This is a genomic window from Parapedobacter deserti (genome assembly GCF_042646065.1).
In the GTDB taxonomy this organism is placed as follows: domain Bacteria; phylum Bacteroidota; class Bacteroidia; order Sphingobacteriales; family Sphingobacteriaceae; genus Parapedobacter; species Parapedobacter deserti.
In genome coordinates, this window is record NZ_JBHRTA010000008.1 from 198,438 (window position 1) to 213,707 (window position 15,270).

General features: G+C 47.3%; 17 protein-coding genes and 1 pseudogene. 14 read left to right on the plus strand and 4 right to left on the minus strand.

Annotation, left to right across the window (positions count from 1 at the left end; genetic code table 11):
* Positions 1 to 110 precede the first annotated feature (110 nt).
* The 4 genes and pseudogenes from ACFOET_RS02620 to ACFOET_RS02635 all read right to left on the minus strand — a co-directional run bounded on the left by ACFOET_RS02620 (position 111) and on the right by ACFOET_RS02635 (position 4,801).
* A pseudogene (locus tag ACFOET_RS02620) lies at positions 111 to 518 on the minus strand (DUF7000 family protein).
* Positions 519 to 939: 421 nt separating this feature from the next.
* On the minus strand, positions 940 to 1,668 hold the full coding sequence (locus ACFOET_RS02625; protein ID WP_379019280.1) for a LytR/AlgR family response regulator transcription factor: 729 nt from the start codon (positions 1,666 to 1,668) through the stop codon (positions 940 to 942).
* A complete protein-coding gene (locus ACFOET_RS02630; RefSeq protein ID WP_379019282.1) occupies positions 1,665 to 2,768 on the minus strand; it encodes a sensor histidine kinase in 1,104 nt (367 codons plus the stop codon). The genes ACFOET_RS02625 and ACFOET_RS02630 overlap by 4 nt, the downstream gene beginning before the upstream one ends.
* A gap of 2 nt (positions 2,769 to 2,770) precedes the next feature.
* Positions 2,771 to 4,801 carry a BamA/TamA family outer membrane protein gene (locus ACFOET_RS02635; RefSeq protein WP_379019284.1) on the minus strand — a complete coding sequence of 677 codons (2,031 nt, stop codon included), beginning with the start codon at positions 4,799 to 4,801 and terminating at the stop codon, positions 2,771 to 2,773.
* Positions 4,802 to 5,224: 423 nt separating this feature from the next.
* Between ACFOET_RS02635 and ACFOET_RS02640 the strand changes: the two genes are divergently transcribed.
* The 14 genes from ACFOET_RS02640 to ACFOET_RS02705 all read left to right on the plus strand — a co-directional run bounded on the left by ACFOET_RS02640 (position 5,225) and on the right by ACFOET_RS02705 (position 15,237).
* Positions 5,225 to 5,797 carry a Crp/Fnr family transcriptional regulator gene (locus ACFOET_RS02640; RefSeq protein ID WP_379019286.1) on the plus strand — a complete coding sequence of 191 codons (573 nt, stop codon included), beginning with the start codon at positions 5,225 to 5,227 and terminating at the stop codon, positions 5,795 to 5,797.
* A gap of 82 nt (positions 5,798 to 5,879) precedes the next feature.
* Positions 5,880 to 6,455 (plus strand): Crp/Fnr family transcriptional regulator, encoded by a 576-nt coding sequence (locus tag ACFOET_RS02645; RefSeq protein WP_379019288.1) that lies wholly within the window; start codon positions 5,880 to 5,882, stop codon positions 6,453 to 6,455.
* A 122-nt stretch (positions 6,456 to 6,577) separates the two neighbouring features.
* Positions 6,578 to 7,234 carry a hydrolase gene (locus tag ACFOET_RS02650; RefSeq protein ID WP_379019290.1) on the plus strand — a complete coding sequence of 219 codons (657 nt, stop codon included), beginning with the start codon at positions 6,578 to 6,580 and terminating at the stop codon, positions 7,232 to 7,234.
* Between the two features lie 39 nt (positions 7,235 to 7,273).
* Complete coding sequence (locus tag ACFOET_RS02655; protein ID WP_379019292.1) at positions 7,274 to 8,149, plus strand: pirin family protein; 876 nt, start codon at positions 7,274 to 7,276, stop codon at positions 8,147 to 8,149.
* 30 nt (positions 8,150 to 8,179) lie between these two features.
* Positions 8,180 to 8,446 (plus strand): OsmC family peroxiredoxin, encoded by a 267-nt coding sequence (locus ACFOET_RS02660; protein WP_379019294.1) that lies wholly within the window; start codon positions 8,180 to 8,182, stop codon positions 8,444 to 8,446.
* A 74-nt stretch (positions 8,447 to 8,520) separates the two neighbouring features.
* A complete protein-coding gene (locus ACFOET_RS02665; protein WP_379019296.1) occupies positions 8,521 to 9,423 on the plus strand; it encodes an alpha/beta fold hydrolase in 903 nt (300 codons plus the stop codon).
* 39 nt (positions 9,424 to 9,462) lie between these two features.
* Complete coding sequence (locus tag ACFOET_RS02670; RefSeq protein WP_379019298.1) at positions 9,463 to 9,831, plus strand: nuclear transport factor 2 family protein; 369 nt, start codon at positions 9,463 to 9,465, stop codon at positions 9,829 to 9,831.
* 12 nt (positions 9,832 to 9,843) lie between these two features.
* A complete protein-coding gene (locus ACFOET_RS02675) occupies positions 9,844 to 10,167 on the plus strand; it encodes a MoaF-related domain-containing protein (RefSeq protein ID WP_379019300.1) in 324 nt (107 codons plus the stop codon).
* The gene (locus ACFOET_RS02680; protein ID WP_379019302.1) at positions 10,160 to 11,329 is read left to right on the plus strand and encodes an amino acid ABC transporter substrate-binding protein; all 1,170 of its coding nucleotides are present in this window, start codon (positions 10,160 to 10,162) and stop codon (positions 11,327 to 11,329) included. Before ACFOET_RS02675 ends, ACFOET_RS02680 begins: the two co-directional genes overlap by 8 nt.
* Positions 11,330 to 11,344: 15 nt before the next feature.
* Complete coding sequence (locus ACFOET_RS02685) at positions 11,345 to 11,569, plus strand: (4Fe-4S)-binding protein (protein WP_379019304.1); 225 nt, start codon at positions 11,345 to 11,347, stop codon at positions 11,567 to 11,569.
* Between the two features lie 8 nt (positions 11,570 to 11,577).
* Complete coding sequence (locus tag ACFOET_RS02690) at positions 11,578 to 11,877, plus strand: GNAT family N-acetyltransferase (RefSeq protein ID WP_379019306.1); 300 nt, start codon at positions 11,578 to 11,580, stop codon at positions 11,875 to 11,877.
* Between the two features lie 15 nt (positions 11,878 to 11,892).
* Positions 11,893 to 12,309, plus strand: a complete 417-nt coding sequence (locus ACFOET_RS02695) for an OsmC family protein (protein WP_379019308.1) — start codon at positions 11,893 to 11,895, stop codon at positions 12,307 to 12,309.
* A gap of 15 nt (positions 12,310 to 12,324) precedes the next feature.
* On the plus strand, positions 12,325 to 14,628 hold the full coding sequence (locus ACFOET_RS02700) for a cation:proton antiporter domain-containing protein (RefSeq protein ID WP_379019310.1): 2,304 nt from the start codon (positions 12,325 to 12,327) through the stop codon (positions 14,626 to 14,628).
* Between the two features lie 30 nt (positions 14,629 to 14,658).
* Positions 14,659 to 15,237 carry a Crp/Fnr family transcriptional regulator gene (locus ACFOET_RS02705; RefSeq protein WP_379019312.1) on the plus strand — a complete coding sequence of 193 codons (579 nt, stop codon included), beginning with the start codon at positions 14,659 to 14,661 and terminating at the stop codon, positions 15,235 to 15,237.
* Positions 15,238 to 15,270 lie beyond the last annotated feature (33 nt).

The window sequence follows — 15,270 nt, forward strand, 5'->3', positions numbered from 1 at the left end:
GTTAACTACTAGTCTTGCATAACTTTATGTCAATTTGCTCTTCTTTATTTCTTCTGTTATCTCGTCTGAAACCAAGACCAACTTGGCCTCAATCTGTTGAGAGAGTTTGTTCAAGTTGTCAAAGTCCGGTTCTTAATTAACACAGTCTCAAGAATGGAATATGGTGGCTTGGTTGTTCTGTCTTTATTCCACTTAGTTGCTTTAAAATACTGCCAATATTTTTCTTAAATTGGAATAGTCTGTCCTAATAGCCAGATTTCAAACTGCATTTCCGTATGGTTCAACACAAGGCCCATTTTTAGTTTTTTCTTTTTTAAGAAGTCATTGGCGTAATAGAAGTATGTATAATCCATATATCCTTGGAAAAGATTTCCAAACGAATACCTTTCGGAAAGGTTTTTGGATAAGGTTGTCCTAAGTGTCGTTACATACTTAACAAGTCCGATGTATGCTTTTTGAACGTCGCCTTTTTTAAGTTGTTCTTTGTACAAGTCAACGTAATGATTTAAGCCTTTCATTTTGATAACTTCGTTTACCGCTTGTCTGAATATGATTGGTTCTAAATTACGCTTAACTTCCAAATATATGCAATATTCTTCTGCATATGAAGGGTGTCTTGCTTTAACATTATCGATGTGAACTATTGCGCAATTTATATAATTTACGGTTTTGTTTTCCAGGTTCGTTTTTCAAAAGACAAAACGCCATACCGTGATACGTAGGTGCAAGATTTCTGCTTATGTCATACGAATCCAACTCGGGTGAAAAACCAGATTTTAAACCATCGTTCTGCCGGGACGTTTGAGTGCAGATGAACATGTCGCCTTATCCACAGCCTGAGTTTTGGAAGATTACACGATGGTTCGGGAATCGCTACAGTACTATTCCTTTGCGTTCTAGCACACAAGAGCGCTGTTAATAACAGCTCCAACGCTATCCTTATTTAGCTGGAAATGAAAGTAACTTGCTGTTAACCAGATTGAAGAGTTCCTGTTTATAGGCACTTCCGATCGGAATAGGTCGGTCGTCATTCCGCACCCGAACCATGTTCCCTTCGACAGCGGTTAGATAGGTGAAGGACACGATGAACGATTTATGAATCCGGATAAAACCCCTATCGACCAGGTGTTCGTATAAATACTTGATGCTGAGGTAAGTTGTGACTGGCTGTTGTCCATCGCTATGAATGAGTACATAGTTTCCCAGCCCTTCAATATACGTGATGCGCCGTATATCCACCTTGAGCAGTTTCCCCTTCTGTCCCGTCTTTACAAAAAGAAAAGACCCGTTCCCATCGGTTGCCGCACGTGGGGCGCGATGGGGTGCAGTCAGCCGGCCCACCGCTTTGAGGAATCTTGGGAACCCAATGGGCTTCAACAGATAGTCCACCACCTCATGTTCGAACCCATCCAGTGCATATTCCTTATAAGCGGTGGTCATGATGACGCGGATATCCCGTTTGATCAGTTTGAGTATTTCAACCCCGGTTAGGTTTGGCATCTGTACATCGAGGAATACCACGCCATGCGCCATTTCATTCAGCAGCGCGAGCCCGGCAATGGGATCGGTGGTTGCGGCAATTAAATTGAGGTAGGGAACGTGTGCCACGTGGTGCTCCAGTACATCGACCGCATGCTGCTCGTCATCGATAATGATACAGTCTATCATGAATTTAATGGTATTTTTAGTCGCACAGCAAATGTGGATGGCTCGTCTTCCAATAACAAGGTATAACGGCTGCCATAGATTAAATCCAGTTGCCGGATAATGTTTTGCAGGCCGATGCCGTTGGAAAGTTCCTTGATGCCCTTGCCTTTTTTGTTTTTTATATAAAACGACAATTCCCGGTCGTTGGTATGCAGATTTATCAAAATAGGGTGATCCCGGTCAAGTAAGTTGCCATGTTTAAACGCATTTTCGACCAGGGTGATCAGCACCAAGGGAACGATGGTTGCGGAAGAGTTGGTTAGGTCTTCATCGTAACAAATATTCAGCCGATGATCGTGCCGCCGCTGATTGATTTCGATCACGTTTTTTAGATGCATTACTTCCTCCATGATGTTTACCCGACCATGTGCATCTTCCCTTTTGGTGAGTGCATAGCGCATGATGTCAGCCAGTATCAATACGGACTCCGCTGTTTTTTCATCACTCTTCATGATTTTGCTATAAATGAAGCTCAATGAATTGAACAGGAAATGAGGATTGATCTGATGTTTTAGTGCGCTGAGCTCGGCCTCTGCCTTTTGCTTTTCTAAAATGATCTGCTGCTTGCTTTTGCGTATCCACTCCGCCATCAACGCCACCGAAAAGCACGCGACCAAGTCACACAAACTAAACATGGCATGCCACAGCAAAAACCAGGAAACACTATCATCGGGAATGGCGGTGGTGGACAATCGTTCAAGCGTGTTCTGGGGTTCTTGCGGTGCCGAAAAGAGCCACCAATAACTAATACCTAATTTTACAGCGAACATCACGAAAAAAATAGCCAACGCACGCCACTTGCGCACCTTGTGCATCAGGGGCAAAATCACGTGAAAGATCAGCAGGTAGTAGGTGGCGACCGCCTCCACGATAAACAAGATCGTATTGATGCCGAGCCCGAATCGCTTGCTGAAATCGTATACGGTTTTTTCGGGATTGGCCATGTACGCCATGAAAAACAAGGTGCCATGAAGCACCAAACTCATCAACGTCAAGAGGATAAGCCTTTTACGGTTACGTTTAAGAAACGCCAGGATTGACTTGAACGGCTTCCTGAGCATGGTTAAAACGTTAATCCCACCCCTCCGAAGACACCGACGTTCCCTTTGGTGGTCACAGATAGGTCAATCCGCGATTGCAGTTTGAGTTTGGGGATGACCTGTTGCCGGAACCCCACGCCAAATACGCCGGTAATGCCGGGTTGGTAATCCTCAAAAAAATTGGGCGCTACATCCCCTGCTCCCGCGAACACCACATAGCCGTAACGCGGGTCGACATTGCTGAAATTAGATCGCAGCTCGCCCTGCAACGCAACGGCCTGTTTGTCGATATAGAGGTTACGCCATATACCACGCAATAGTCGGTCGGCCGAAAGATAGGGCAATTGGTAAAAAGGTGCATCTCCAGTCCAGATACCGTGGTACAGTGCTTGCACCGCCAAGGTGGTGCCTTCCGTCAATATCGGCAAAGCGTGGAACCCGCGGTAATCGAGTTTGAGATCACTGTATCCGTAGTCACTTCCAAGCCATCCGCCATAGCGCTTAAAGGACAGGTCAGCGTAATAGCCGCCTGTCGGGAAAAACAGGTCATTTCGCGTGTCGAAGCGCAAGACCGGGCCCGCGCCGGCTAAAAATCCACCACGCTTGTCGGGCACCGGGAGCGCGGCCAATTCATCGAAATCCAATCGACTGTCGTTACGGACCTGGTAGGTAATGCCGGCAAAGAGGCGATGCCCAATGGCTTTGGTCACTTCCCCTTCCCAGGAAAACACGTTGTTGTGGTAAACGGTGCTGTGCTGTTTTTGGGCGCCATTGCCCAACCCGAAGAAGTACGACCGGTTGTTGTGAAGAAAACTGGCTTGGTTGAAGAAGTGCCATCCACTTTTGCTGAAATAATCTACCGTCAGATTTGTCTGCAATTGACCGTTGAAGCCATAGGCTATTGAAGGCGTGATCGAAGACGGACGGAAGAAACGGGAGGGTGCGGACGATCCATTGTCTTTGGGAGGGAATATGAAACTCATTCCAAGTCCCAGTAAAAAGCTTGTTTCGGGACTGTAGGAAATGATGGGTATCGGAACGATGCCCACTTTGCTGGTGGGCCCGTTCAGAAAAGCCGACTCGGGCCGTGCGGGAGGGGCGCCTACGGGCACCCCCGTAAAATCGGTTTTCGCGGATTGCCAACCTGCTTGGCTAAGCACCGTCAGTTTGCCCTCCTCAAGCCCGTCGGCTGCGGTGATGTTTTCCAGGGCCATCACGCGCGAATACTCCTGCAAGTCCCATATATCAAGATGTCCGGCGCCGTCGATACTCATCAGGTGCCTCCCATCGGGCGCGTAGGCCAATTGTGTAACCTGTCCTTGGTCGGCATGGATGGTGTGTACCACCCGATCGACCGAAAGGTCTCTCACCTCAATCCGGTTCTTATGGCTGATGCTGGCGTATTGGTGCAGGTCCGTGGGGCTGTACACTACCCCATGCAACCGGGAAGTCTCCCAGTGCACTTTTTCGGTTTCCAGCGTTTCTGTATCGATTACCCGCACGACCGACCTTGCCGCCGCCAGTAACTGCGAACCGTCGGCATTCACGGCGATGCTGGTGGTTAAGTCGGTTATCGAACGTTCGGCCAGCAACTGCCAGTGTTGCGTATCGTAAGCCGCCAGTTTTGACCCCCAGAATGATTTGGAATGGACAATAAATGCCTTGTTGCCGTCCCCGGTGAAGGCAACAGACTCGATTGCAAACGGATATCGCTGTTTCATTTCGCCGTTACGGGTCAAATCGTGTACGTAGGTAATTTTCTCCTGCTTTGTTTTGACGGAATAGAGCAGCCAATGGCCGTCGTCGCTGATGGAGCAGAAATAAGGTACTACCCGATGGGGAGTGGTTATCGCGATGGCTTTTTCGTTTGCAAAAATGGTGGAGACCGTAAGCTGGCCATCCACATACTGCACCGCCCGGCCGCTATTGACGGCCAAAGGCGCGGTGGCATGACGATTGGGTATGTGTTGGGCTCGGGTGGTTATTGAAAAGGATAGACAAATAAGTAAGAATATGAAATGGGTATAGCTGAAAGCGGCATGCAATATGGGCATCAATTAATTGATTTTACGTTCAACATATCTTTAACTCGCGTAAAGGTATCGTACTGGTATTTCTTTGTCAACAAAAATATGCAAACGGCCGGATTCACCATGTAAACGCGGAATAGGAACACTTATATTTCCACCATTTTTGATCTTTAGCTTCCAAAGCTCGCTTATTGAGTTACACAGAATCATAAAAAAGATACATCATCATAAATAACGAAGCGGAGAATGGCAAGAGGCCGCCGATGGAGGGGTTCGGGTATTGACCCCAGTGTTTCAGCAGGTTTGTAATTTGTCAGCATGCGGCACAGCCGTAAAGGACAGCAATACATCGCCTATTGGAAATGATAAAAATCTGTAATTGGTTCATAAGGAATTGATTGAAAAAATAAATAAAAAAATCATTACCTTTACCTAATTTCAAAGTTCATGCAGGCGCTACGCGATTATCTAAACCAATATGTATCTACGTTAATCTCAGATGAAGACTTTGAGGTTATCCAGAGTTATTTTATCCCTAAAAAACTAAGAAAGAAGCAATACCTACTACAGCATGGAGAAATATGCAAGTATATGGCCTTTATTATAAAAGGTGCCGCCCGCAAATTCTATCTCGACGAAAAAGGTGTCGAGCACGTCGTGGATCTCTGCATCGAAAATTGGTGGGCGGGCGATCGAGAGAGCTTCGCCATGTCAAAGCCAACCATTTATTACATTGAGATCTGGGAAGACACCGAAGTACTCCTGATTTCCAGAGCAAACGCAGCGATATTAGAACATGCATGTAAACCGTTCAATGAATTTGTACTGAAACTGGACGAAAGGAGTCATATCGCCAAGCAAAAAAGAATAACTTCCGCTATTAGTTTTACAGCAAAAGAACGCTATGAGGATTTCGCTGCTTGCTATCCCGAAATTTTGACGCGTTTTCCTCAGCATGTTATCGCCTCCTACCTAGGCGTTACTAAAGACACACTGAGCCGTCTGCGTAGGCAGGGCTAAGTGAAGTGTCGACATTTGTCATCGTTTTTATTCCCGCTTACGATTACTTTGCGAGCCGGTTTATTCGTAAAGAACTTTCTATATGCGCACACTGTTCCGTTATATTAACCAGTATACAACCATTTCCGAAGAAGATTTCCAGGCAATAAAACGTTATTTTATCCAGGAAAAGCTCAAGAAAAAGCAATGTCTGCTACTGGAGGGAGAAATCTGCAAGTACGTGGCATTTATTGTGAAAGGCGCCATGCGCCAATATTACGTGGATGAAAAAGGTGTCGAACATGTCATCAACCTATTCGTCGAAAATTGGTGGGCCGGCGACCGGGAAAGCTTTGTGATGGCTACCCCCAGCATTTATTCGGTAGATGCGTGGGAAGATTGTGACGTATTGCTCATTTCCAGGGAAAACGTTCTAAAATTGCGAAGCCAATTTACGGCGTTTAATGAATTGTTGCTGAAACTTGACGAGCGGAACGCCATTGCTACGCAACGACGGCTCACCTATTCGATTAGTTTTTCAGCCGAATTGCGGTATAAAAGTTTTGTGGACAACTACCCGTATTTCGTGGCGAGGTTCCCCCAGCATATTATTGCCTCCTATCTGGGCATTACCAAAGACACACTGAGCCGGGTGCGGAAAAAAATAGCGGGTGATTAAATCACATTCATCGCGACCGTTATCGTGTAGACATTTGTCGATGTTTTTTTTCGTCATATGTCTACGTCGTTCTTTTCAAGGTGGGCTATGTTTGTTTCATAAGAACAAACGAAAAGATAGTTATGAAAAAATCCCCAAAAATCGGCCTTGAAGGCTTGCTGCGTCCAGAAGACAGTATCGTCGTGTTAATTGACCATCAACCTTTTCAGTTCGCAAACCTGAACAGCCACGAGCCCACAATGATTATTAACAACACTGTCGGGCTTGCTAAAGCCACCAAGGTCTTTAATGTGCCTACCATTCTGACAACGGTTACGGAAGAGCGTGGCGGATATATCCTTAAAGGACTACAGGACGTATTCCCCGAACAAAAACCCATCAACAGAACCTTCATCAATACGTGGGAAGATCCAAAGGTTACCGATATCGTAAAAGAAAGCGGGCGCAAGCAGCTGATTTTAGCGGGCCTTTGGACAGAAATTTGTGTTGCTATGCCGGCCATCCAGGCTTTGGGCGAAGGATATGATGTGTTCGTCGTGACAGATGCCTGTGGTGCAGTTAGCGCTGAAGCCCATGACATGGCTGTCCGCAGGATGGTGCAGGTAGGCATAGTACCCATCACTTGGATAGCCGTGGTTTCAGAATGGCAACGTGACTGGGCTCGTACCGAAACGGCTGCTCAATTGGGACCTCTTTTATTTGAACACGGTGGAGCAAGTGGTGTGGCGTTGGCTTGGGAGCTTCAACTTTTAGCTACGCCGGTTGAAGGCAATCAGTAAATAAGTATTACACCTTATGTATTCCTTGATTGATTCCCGATGAAAAAGAAAACCAGCTTCTCAAGCAAAGGGCAGCGGGCGGATATTGGCGACCTGACCATCTATCGTATGCTGGCGAACCGATACACCGATGCTGTAGGACCGTTTGTATTTCTGGACCATATTGCCCCGAAATTCCAAACCTCCCGCCACCTGCGCGGCACCGGGGCGCACCCCCACCGTGGTATCGCAACGCTGACCTACCTTATTGCCGGGGAGGCAACCCATTTCGACAGTGCCGGGAACCACGCGACCGTTCACTCCGGCGGTATCCAATGGATGAAGGCAGGAAGTGGCGTTCTTCACGACGAAACGTTAACTGCCGATTCACAGACGGACAGCAAACAAACACACGGCTTCCAGTTCTGGATTAACCTGCCGGCAAAATATAAAGCAGAAAAACCAGAATATTTGGCGATACAAAGCCATGAAGTACCCCAGAAAAATCTGCCTAATGACGGCGGGTGGATCAAGGTGATCGCCGGGGGTTATGAGGAATTGATTGCTAAAATACCCAGTTATTCGGAGCAGTTCCTATACCACATCCAGCTAGAAGCAGGTCGGGATTTCACGATTTCCTTTGCAGAGAACAGCGAAGTTGCTGCCTTCCTGCCCACAACGAATGTGACACTAAATGATTTTGAATTCGAGGCGGGCGAATTCATCGAATTTGACAGAGCTGCCGGTGAGATCGTCATCGACAACCCGTTGCAGGAAGCCGCAGACATCCTCCTGTTCGGCGGGGAACCGTATACCGAACCAATTGTTGCCGAGGGCCCGTTTGTGATGAACAGCCGGGCTGAGATCGCGGACGCCTATCGCGACTTCTATGGTGGAAAATACGGTGAGATCAATCGTCAAAATGGGAAGGTATAAATCATATCGTATAACTGACAGTAACTATTTATGAACATCCAAAAACAAGCAACAGCCGTATGGAACGGCACAATTAAAGATGGTAAAGGGCACCTGACTTCGCAAAGTGGAGTTTTAAAACAAGCGCCTTATACGTTTGTATCCCGTTTTCAAAACGGAAGCGGTACTAATCCCGAAGAATTGATGGCAGCAGCACATGCGGGATGTTTTACAGTTGACTGCAAAAATCGATGGAATCACGGACGAAGAATTTCAGGTAATGGCACAATCGGCCGAAAAAACCTGTCCGGTAAGTAACGCTTACAAACTGGAGATCTCGCTAAAAGCAACATTGATATAAATCACAATTAATAACGATAACCGCACAAAAAATGAAAACAAAAAAAAATCTACTGATGGTTTTATCCGTTTCAGTCGCTGCTGGCAACGCGGCAGCACAAACAAATGCAGCCGCTTTAGGGAGGGAAGAATACATTACCGTAGCGGAAAATGTAAAGTTACACATCACCGATTGGGGTGAGGGAAAGCCTGTAGTGCTGATCCATGGCTGGCCCCTGAGCGATGCGATGTATGAATACCAATATCAGTTTTTGATGGAAAAGGGCTACCGCGTCATCGGAATTACGCTGCGGGGTTTCGGTAAATCTGACAAACCGTACGGAGCTTACAATTACGACGTGTATGCAGCCGATATCAAAGCGGTACTGGATAAGTTAGGTGTCGAAGGGGCCACCTTGGGCGGCTTTTCCATGGGCGGCGCCATCTCCATCCATTACGTCGCGAAATACAATAGTGCGCATGTAAGTAAGCTTGCTTTATTCGGTGCCGCTGCTCCGATTTGGACCAAACGTGACGACTATAATTACGGCTTTAGCAAAGAAGATGTTAATGACCTGATCTCCTTGAGCAAAGTGAACAGACCGCAGTTGTTGGAAAACTTCGGCAAGATCTTCGGGGCAAGCGAAACGGCTTTGCCGGCGGGTATCGCTGCGTGGTTGGGCGGTATCAATATCGAAGCGTCTCCCTATGCCACGACACAAAGTTTAATTGCATTGCGGGATACCGATTTACGGGGCGATCTTGCAAAGATAACGATCCCAACAGTCATTCTGCACGGCGCCAACGATAAGATCTGTGAATATGCTCTGGCAGAACAAATGAATAAGGGTATCAACGATTCGTATATCGTAAAATTTGAAAATAGTGGACATGGCCTGTTTTTCGAAGAACTGGAAAAATTCAATGCGGAATTGTTGGCCTTCTTGCAGAAGTAAATATTCGAAACAACAACGATTTACGTAAAAATGAAAAAAATGACAAATAAAGAAATCGTATTAAAGGCGATGAACGAACTGTTTCACGAAAAAGACGGTACAGCCATCGAACGGTATTGGCATGAAGCCTACCAACAGCACAATCCATCAATGATCAATGGTCATGAGGGGCTCAGAAACCTACTACCTGTTTTGGATGCAAATTTCAGCTGGAAGCCCGGTATCATCGTGGAAGAAAATGATATCGTGATTACCCATAGCCTGGTGCATGGCTGGGGGCCGGCACCGGTGATCGTGGTGGATATTTTCAGGCTCGAAGACGGCAAGATAGCCGAACACTGGGATGTTGTACAGGAAGAGGTCCCGGCTTCAAAATCGGCTAATGGAAATGCGATGACTTCTTTTTAAAAATCTGCAAAAATGAAGAATAAATTAACAGGCAACCGATTTATTATGGATGTAGGCGTTCTGAAAACCGAACTTTATTTTGAAACCGACAAATCCATGGTGTTTACCGTCATAGACGGAGGGGCCTTAACCGAAAACGGCTATTCCGAACGGGTGGAAACTACGATCGCTGAGGTTCGCCCACAAGTATACATGATCGCATGGAAAGAAAAATCCGGAGCAACGGTAACGCATGTGGAAGACCATGAAAATGGAATTATTTACAGCAACGCAACGTTGCCGGATGGCGGTTTCTATACCATGAAGGGCACCCTAAAACCCATTGATAATGAATAACCCGATCCGTATTGGTTACAGTCTTTCGCTTTCCGGCCCGGTGGCCGAAAACACGAAAGCTGTCCGGCTCGCCCACCGTATTTGGGAAGAGGACATCAATCGTCACGAAGGACTCCTTGGCCGTAAAGTGGAACTGGTTTGTCACGATGACAAAGGGGATCCTTCACAAGTCGCCCGGATTTATAAACAGCTGTTGGATGAAGATCAGGTGGAGCTGGTCGTCGGAGGTTACGGCACGAATACCCTGGCCGCTTCCATGCCCGTGATTATGGAGCGAAACCGGTTTTTGGTCGGACTCATGGGGTTGGGCGTGAACCTGAAGCTGAACTACACGAAGTATTTTGCGATGATTCCCACCGGGCCGAAGCCCAACACCGCACTGACCGAAGGCTTTTTTGCGCTCGCTGCGGCCCAACAGCCCAAGCCTGGAACGGTTGCCATCCTTTCGGCCGATGCCGAGTTTTCAAAAAATCCGGTAATCGGTGCCCGTGAAAATGCGGTGAACTATGGGTTTGCGGTTGCTTACGAAGAAACCTACCCGCTGTCAACAACAGATTTCACTCCGATTGTCGAACAGGTAAAGGCAGCAAATCCCGACTTATTTTTCATCTGTTCGTACTTAAACGATTCCGTTGGGTTAGTACGTGCCATTCATGCCAGTGACTTCCGGCCAAAACTGGTAGGCGGCGCCATGATCGGTCCGCAGAGCGCTTCGGTAAAAACAGCGCTTGGTCCGCTGCTGAATGGCTTTGTCAACTACGAATATTGGGTGCCTGTACCTCAAATGAATTTTCCGGGCGTAACTGATCTCTTGGCCAACTACCAAGCACGGGCCGTTGACGAACAAGTGGATGCGTTGGGGTATTACATGGTGCCATTGGCCTATGCCCAGCTGCAGGTACTTGAGCAAGCGGTAACGGCGACGAAGAGCCTGGACGATGAGGTGCTTGCTGCGTATTGCCAAAACAATGAATTTGAAACCGTCATTGACAAGGTGCGCTTCGGCGAAGGCGGGGAATGGGCCGAACCCCGGGTGGTACAAGTGCAATTCCAGCAGATTGACAACCCAGCAATCGATACCTTCAGGGATAGTCGCGTGCAGGTCGTTGTCGACCCTCCTGCGTATGCATCTGGATCACTTATTTATCCGTATACACCCTAATCTAATTTGACTAACATGGAAACACACGAGTATGAAAAAGGCGAAACAATCATTGTTTGGAACCCCAAACTATGTATCCATTCCGGCATTTGTGTCCGGACATTGCCCGCGGTGTACAACCCCAAGGCACGCCCCTGGATCAATACCGCCAATGCAACCACGGAGGAGCTGATTGACCAGGTGGGCAAATGCCCTTCCGGCGCACTCCGTATCAAAAATAGTAGTCCTGAAAACCAATGAACGGTCACATGGAAAGTGCAAAAATAGTTTTTAAAGATGGCAGTATGTATGGCGAAGTCCAGCTTTATTCAGCGGACAAAAAAGCAGGAAAGATGGATATTTCGGTTGCCGACGGAAAGCTCAGGGTATACCATACGGAAGTCGATGACGCCTACGAAGGGCTTGGCTTCGCAAAATTACTGCTTAATCAGTTGGTAAGCTATGCGCGGGAAGAAAACCTGCGGATCATACCGCTTTGCCCGTATGTGATGGCCCAGTTCAAACGCCATCCGGAAGAATATGCGGACGTATGGTTAAAAAAAGTATAGTGAATTAGCACGTATATGAAGTATCTGTTAGAAAATCCGGTGCAGGGCACCATAGGACCCGAAAAGTATAAGACGGCTATTCAATGGAGGAACGGGGTGTTGATCGCCGATGAACCCGAAAAACTGGGCGGGAAAGACCTGGGTCCGGATCCTTTCACCTTGTTGTTGTCATCGCTGGTCACTTGCACGTTAGCAACGTTGAGGATGTACGTTGATCACAAAGGACTGACGATACCGGAAATAGATGTGAAGGCCAATCTTTTCCAACGAATAGAAAACCAGGAAGCGGTAACCTACCTCGAGCGAAAGATCACATTTCCGGAACAACCGGATGATGTCGTGCGACAGCGATTATTACGGGTTGCGGAGAATTGCCCGGTATCCAAGATGTTAAAAGGAACGATTAAGATTACAACCACATTAACAACCTAATAGGCTAACAAATCCATGGCTCATTTACCTGAATTGATACAAGATATGGCGCTAATCCTCCTGGTGGGCGCGCTGGTGACGATACTTTTCAAGCGGATCAAGCAACCCCTGGTGTTGGGGTATATCATTGCCGGCTTTTTGGTCGGCCCGCATTTCAACTACCTGCCCAACATCGTGGACCATGAGAACATCGATACGTTTGCAGAGATCGGTGTCATCATGCTGCTGTTCAGTCTGGGACTGGAATTCAGTTTTAAGAAATTGGTTAAGGTGGGCGGCGCGGCGTCCATTACGGCGCTGGTGGAAATTGTTTTCGTCGGTCTTGGGGGGTACCTAACCGGGTATTTGCTGGGTTGGAACCAGCTGGACAGCCTTTTCCTGGCCGGTATGCTGGCCAGCTCGTCGACCACCATTATCCTCAAGGCATTCGATGAGTTGGGCTTGAAGTCCAGGCAATTTGCTAAAGTGGTTTTTGGCGTATTGGTGGTGGAGGATATCATCGTCATCTTGCTGATGGTGCTGCTCTCTACCATTGCGGTAACGCAACAATTCCAGGGGTCGGAAATCCTGTTTACCATACTCAAACTTGGCTTCTTCCTGGTGTTGTGGTTTTTGGTGGGGATTTACCTGCTGCCGGCATTCATCAAAAAAACCAAAAAATGGATGGACGAGGAGACCGTGGTCATCCTGTCGGTCGGTCTTTGCTTCGGCATGGTACTCTTGGCCACGCAAGTTGGGTTTTCTGCCGAACTGGGCGCATTTGTGATGGGTTCGTTGATTGCTGAAACCGTGCTGGCAGAAAAAATCGAGCATGTTACCTTACCAATCAAACAGCTTTTTGGCACCATATTCTTCGTCTCCGTGGGCATGATGATCGATCCGCAAGCGATGTATACCTATGCGTTTCCGATTATCGCCGTTACCGTGCTGACGCTGTTCGGGAAATTTTTCTTCAGTGCACTGGGCGCATTGGTTTCGGGGCAGCCTTTGAAGCAGGCCATACAGATTGGATCCAGCATGGCCCAGATTGGTGAATTTGCATTTATCGTCGCTGCGCTGGGCTTATCACTCGGCGTAATCTCCGAATTCCTGTTTCCGATAGCTGTTGGGGTATCGGCCATCACCACGTTTACCACACCGTACCTGATTAAATTGTCGGAACCCTTGTATAACGCGATTGTAAATATACTTCCAGCGAAATGGGTAGCGCGTTTGGACGCCTATGCGGCTGAAACCCAACAAAACAAGCACAATCCATTATGGAAGAAAATGTTGCGGGCGTACTATGGCATCCTGGCAATCAACAGCATTATGCTGGTGGCGATTGCGCTGCTGTTCAAATATGCCGCTATTCCTTTTTTTGAGTCGCAAATCCATCAAGAGCTTTGGCGCAATGTGATATCGATCAGTGCCGCAACGCTATTGGCCTCACCATTCCTTTGGGCGATCCTAATCAAGAGAATCAACGTAAAAGATGGCGACGACGCCGTCACTTCGTATTACCTCAACTATTCGCTGGCAGGCATTTCGCTACATGCCATCCGGTTCCTGGTAGGAATATTTCTGATCGGCTTCTTCATTGACCAGCTCACCACCACCCGGTATGCGCTGGTGGTTGCTGTTCCGATTATCGTGGCGCTGCTTTGGCTTTTCTCAGAGAAGGTGCAGAAAATCCACCAGCGGATTGCGCAGCAATTCATGTCAAACCTGAACGAACGGGAGCGGCTGGCCTATCTCCAGAATAAGGGGGCCATCGAATTGCAGCAGAAAAATGAGGAAGCAAAGCGCCACTTCCAGGATTGGGATGCGTATGTGACCGAGCTGGAGACCGGCGATACCTTCCAATTTGCTGGTATGACGCTGTCTGAACTTGGCTGGAAGCAGCGATACGGTATTGCCGTGGTATACATACGCCGGAACGAACGGATTATCCATCTACCCAATGGTAAACAACGGATATTGCCGCATGACAAAGTAGGTATATTGGGAACCGAAGGACAGATTTCCGAGTTGAAGCTGCTGTTTGACCAACCTGGCACGCAGACCGACGAGGGCGACGATATCGATGTAAACGATATCCAGCTTACAAAAATGCGAGTTACGGAGACTAATCCCTATGCAGGCAAAACAATAAAAACTTCCGGCATACGGAAAGACCTAGGTGGCTACATTGCGGGTATCGAAAGGGATGCAAAGCGAATACTCAACCCCAGCTCATCGGAGACGATAAGGGCAAATGACATCGTATGGCTCGTGGGCAACACACATAAAATCAATGCATACTTGAAAAACCATCAAGGCGAATTTCTGGAGGTATAATGGCTTTTCGGGCATTAAAAAGGAGATGACATGCATGAAGCAATTTTAAAGCATATCGCTAAATACACGACGCTAAGTGATAACGAACAATTGGCGTTTACACGGATGCTCGATTTTAAGGCTGTGCCTAAAAAAATAACCTTACTTCGTGCCGGTGAAATCTGCCGGTTTGAGGGCTATATTGTCAAAGGTTGTGTGCGGGTTTATGCGATGAACGAAAATGGCTGTGAAGTGACGTTGTGTTTTGCGGTGGAGGACTGGTGGGTATGCGATATCGACTCATTTTACGAAGGGAAACCTTCCAACTTTTTTATCGAAACCCTGGAAGAAACGGAGTTGTTGGTCTTCACACGGGAAGCAAAAGAAAAATTACTCCGGACGATGCCGAAATTTGAACGCCTATTTCGCAACCTGGTTCAACGGAATTTGTGCGCGCTCCAAAACCGGCTGGTTGGCACGATCCTAAAACCTGCTACCGAACGTTATCTTGATTTTATAGAAATGTATCCGTCATTGCCGTTGCGAGTACCGCAATATTACATCGCGTCTTTCCTTGGTGTATCGCCCGAATTCATCAGTACAATAAGAAAAAGGCTTTCAACGAAATAATATTCAGTAACAATGGTAACTTTACGTTTGACT

Coding starts and splice junctions, on each gene's coding strand:
- ACFOET_RS02625 (WP_379019280.1), bottom strand. CDS start 1,668: ATGATAGACTGTATCATTATCGATGACGAGCAGCATGCGGTCGATGTA.
- ACFOET_RS02630 (WP_379019282.1), bottom strand. CDS start 2,768: ATGCTCAGGAAGCCGTTCAAGTCAATCCTGGCGTTTCTTAAACGTAAC.
- ACFOET_RS02635 (WP_379019284.1), bottom strand. CDS start 4,801: ATGCCCATATTGCATGCCGCTTTCAGCTATACCCATTTCATATTCTTA.
- ACFOET_RS02640 (WP_379019286.1), top strand. CDS start 5,225: ATGCAGGCGCTACGCGATTATCTAAACCAATATGTATCTACGTTAATC.
- ACFOET_RS02645 (WP_379019288.1), top strand. CDS start 5,880: ATGCGCACACTGTTCCGTTATATTAACCAGTATACAACCATTTCCGAA.
- ACFOET_RS02650 (WP_379019290.1), top strand. CDS start 6,578: ATGAAAAAATCCCCAAAAATCGGCCTTGAAGGCTTGCTGCGTCCAGAA.
- ACFOET_RS02655 (WP_379019292.1), top strand. CDS start 7,274: ATGAAAAAGAAAACCAGCTTCTCAAGCAAAGGGCAGCGGGCGGATATT.
- ACFOET_RS02660 (WP_379019294.1), top strand. CDS start 8,180: ATGAACATCCAAAAACAAGCAACAGCCGTATGGAACGGCACAATTAAA.
- ACFOET_RS02665 (WP_379019296.1), top strand. CDS start 8,521: ATGAAAACAAAAAAAAATCTACTGATGGTTTTATCCGTTTCAGTCGCT.
- ACFOET_RS02670 (WP_379019298.1), top strand. CDS start 9,463: ATGACAAATAAAGAAATCGTATTAAAGGCGATGAACGAACTGTTTCAC.
- ACFOET_RS02675 (WP_379019300.1), top strand. CDS start 9,844: ATGAAGAATAAATTAACAGGCAACCGATTTATTATGGATGTAGGCGTT.
- ACFOET_RS02680 (WP_379019302.1), top strand. CDS start 10,160: ATGAATAACCCGATCCGTATTGGTTACAGTCTTTCGCTTTCCGGCCCG.
- ACFOET_RS02685 (WP_379019304.1), top strand. CDS start 11,345: ATGGAAACACACGAGTATGAAAAAGGCGAAACAATCATTGTTTGGAAC.
- ACFOET_RS02690 (WP_379019306.1), top strand. CDS start 11,578: ATGGAAAGTGCAAAAATAGTTTTTAAAGATGGCAGTATGTATGGCGAA.
- ACFOET_RS02695 (WP_379019308.1), top strand. CDS start 11,893: ATGAAGTATCTGTTAGAAAATCCGGTGCAGGGCACCATAGGACCCGAA.
- ACFOET_RS02700 (WP_379019310.1), top strand. CDS start 12,325: ATGGCTCATTTACCTGAATTGATACAAGATATGGCGCTAATCCTCCTG.
- ACFOET_RS02705 (WP_379019312.1), top strand. CDS start 14,659: ATGCATGAAGCAATTTTAAAGCATATCGCTAAATACACGACGCTAAGT.